Genomic DNA, 2,233 nt, shown 5'->3' on the forward strand with positions numbered 1-2,233 from the left:
GCGACGCCGCGCTGTGCGAGCAGGCCGTCGCGGCGCTGCACAGCGATAGCCTGCGTGTCTACACCTCCAGCGACGTGCTGGGCGTCGAGGTGGGCGGCGCGCTGAAGAACGTGATGGCGATCGCCACCGGCATCGCCGACGGCATGGGCCTCGGCTTCAACGCCCGGGCGGCGCTGATCACGCGCGGGCTGGCCGAGATGACGCGGCTGGGGGGCGCGCTCGGCGCCCGGCCCGACACCTTCATGGGCCTGTCCGGTCTCGGCGACCTGGTGCTGACCGCCACCGGCGACCTGTCGCGCAACCGCAAGGTCGGCCTGCTGCTGGCCGACGGCGTGCCGCTGCCGAAGATCCTCGCCGACCTCGGCCATGTGGCCGAAGGGGTCGCGTGCGCCGCGACCGCGCTGCGGCGCGCGCGTTCGTGCTCGATCGACATGCCGATCACCGAGGCGGTGGTCAGCGTGCTCGAAGGGCGCCGCACGCCGGATCAGTCGATCCAGCTCCTGATGATGCGCGACGCGCGCCCCGAAAGCTTCAACGGATGAACCTGAACCGTCGTGATGTGCTGGCCGCCGCTGCGGCCGCGGCGCTGTCGAGCGCCCTGCCGGCGCGTGCGCAGGCCTGGCCTGCCCGCCCGATCCGCCTCGTCGTGCCGTTCCCGCCCGGCAGCTCGCCGGACATCATCGCGCGGCTGCTGGCCGAGCCGCTCGCGCATGCGCTCGGCCAGGCGATCGTCGTCGACAACAAGCCCGGCGCCGGCGGCAACCTGGGCACCGGCGCGGTGGCGAAGGCGGAGCCCGACGGCTACACCTTCCTGTTCACGATCCAGGGGCCGCTGGTGACCGCGCCGCTGCTGTCGAAATCGCTCGGCTACGACCCGCTGAAGGACCTGCTGCCGGTGACGCTGGTCGCGACCTCGCCGAACGTGCTGGTGGTCGACCCGAAGCTCGGCGTCGACACGCTGGCCGATTTCGTGCGCGTCGCGAAGCAGCGCAAGGGCCAGCTGAACTACGGCAGCGTCGGCAACGGCAGCGCCGCGCACCTGGCGATGGAATCGTTCAAGGCGCGCGCCGGCCTCGACATCGTGCACGTGCCCTACCAGGGCTTCCCGCAGGTGGTCAATGCCATCCTGGCCGGCCAGGTGCAGGCCGGCTTCATGGTGCCCGGCATCGCGATCGGGCAGGTGAAGGCCGGCAAGCTGAAGGCGCTGGGCGTCACGACGCTCGGCCGCTTCGGTGCGCTGCCCGACCTGCCGACCTTCGTCGAGCAGGGCTACGCCGGCTTCGAGGCGATCTCGTGGCAGGCGGTGCTGGCGCCGGCCCGCACGCCGCAGCCGGTGATCGATCGGGTGTCGGCCGAGCTGGTGCGCATCATCAAGTCCGACGAGGTGCGCGGCCGGATCCTCGGCCAGTACTTCAGCGCTGCCGGCACCGCGCCCGAGGCGCTGGCGAGCCTGATGAAGTCGGAGCGCGAGCGCTGGGGCAAGGTCATCAAGGCCGCCGGCGTTCAAGCGGAGTAGTCACGCCCCGCCGGCGTAGCCGTTCTGGCGCCACGCCTCGAACACCGCGACCGCGACCGCATTGCTGAGGTTCAGGCTGCGCTGCCCCTCGCGCAGCGGCAGGCGCACGCGCTGCTCCGTGGGAAACGTCTCGCGCAGATCGGCCGGCAGGCCGGCGGTCTCGGAGCCGAACACCAGCCAGTCGCCAGCCTGCCAGGCGACCTCGGCGAACGGCCGGCTGCCGCGCGTCGTGAACGCGAACAGGCGCGCCGGATCCGGCTGTGCAGCGGCGAGGAATTCCAGCCACGAGGCGTGCCGCTTCACCGGCGCGAACTCGTGGTAGTCGAGCCCGGCGCGCCGCAGCAGCCGGTCTTCCATCGAGAACCCGAGCGGCTCGATCAAGTGCAGTGCGCAGCCGGTGTTGGCCGCGAGCCGGATCACGTTGCCGGTGTTCGGCGGGATCTCGGGGTGGACGAGGACGATGTTGAACATGGGCGCGATTGTCGCGGGCCTCAGGCACTCGCCGTGGGCCGCGGCGTGCGCGCGACGACCCAAGTCTCGACGCGCGCCGCGCCGGCCTGCTTCAGCACGCGGGCCAGTTCGGCCAGTGTCGCGCCGCTGGTCATCACGTCGTCGACCAGGGCGACGTGCCGGCCCGCCAGCTCGCCGCGCCGCAGCGGCTCGACGGCGAAGGCGCCGCGCACATTGGCCGCGCGCCGCTCGGGCGGCAGGTCGAGC

Annotated in this window: 4 protein-coding genes; 2 read left to right on the top strand and 2 right to left on the bottom strand. The window is 72.5% G+C overall.

The window, feature by feature from the left end:
• Both AC1D1T_RS32010 and AC1D1T_RS32015 read left to right on the top strand, forming a co-directional pair.
• The coding region (locus AC1D1T_RS32010) for an NAD(P)H-dependent glycerol-3-phosphate dehydrogenase (protein WP_477993393.1) at positions 1-542 on the top strand (542 nt) is incomplete at its 5' end.
• Positions 539-1,516, top strand: coding sequence for a Bug family tripartite tricarboxylate transporter substrate binding protein (locus tag AC1D1T_RS32015; protein ID WP_465114120.1), 978 nt, complete (start codon positions 539-541; stop codon positions 1,514-1,516). The genes AC1D1T_RS32010 and AC1D1T_RS32015, both read left to right, overlap by 4 nt.
• Here AC1D1T_RS32015 and trmL read toward each other — a convergent pair whose 3' ends face one another.
• Both trmL and AC1D1T_RS32025 read right to left on the bottom strand, forming a co-directional pair.
• A complete protein-coding gene (trmL, locus tag AC1D1T_RS32020) occupies positions 1,517-1,987 on the bottom strand; it encodes a tRNA (uridine(34)/cytosine(34)/5-carboxymethylaminomethyluridine(34)-2'-O)-methyltransferase TrmL (RefSeq protein ID WP_477845164.1) in 471 nt (156 codons plus the stop codon).
• Positions 1,988-2,007: 20 nt separating this feature from the next.
• A partial coding sequence (locus tag AC1D1T_RS32025; RefSeq protein ID WP_477993394.1) for a ComF family protein occupies positions 2,008-2,233 on the bottom strand: 226 nt, incomplete at its 5' end.

This window comes from Rhizobacter sp. P2_H3 (assembly GCF_056403355.1).

Excerpts from the sequence above, each read along its gene's own strand:
- AC1D1T_RS32015 (WP_465114120.1), top strand. The coding sequence starts at position 539 with ATGAACCTGAACCGTCGTGATGTGCTGGCCGCCGCTGCGGCCGCGGCG.
- trmL (WP_477845164.1), bottom strand. The coding sequence starts at position 1,987 with ATGTTCAACATCGTCCTCGTCCACCCCGAGATCCCGCCGAACACCGGC.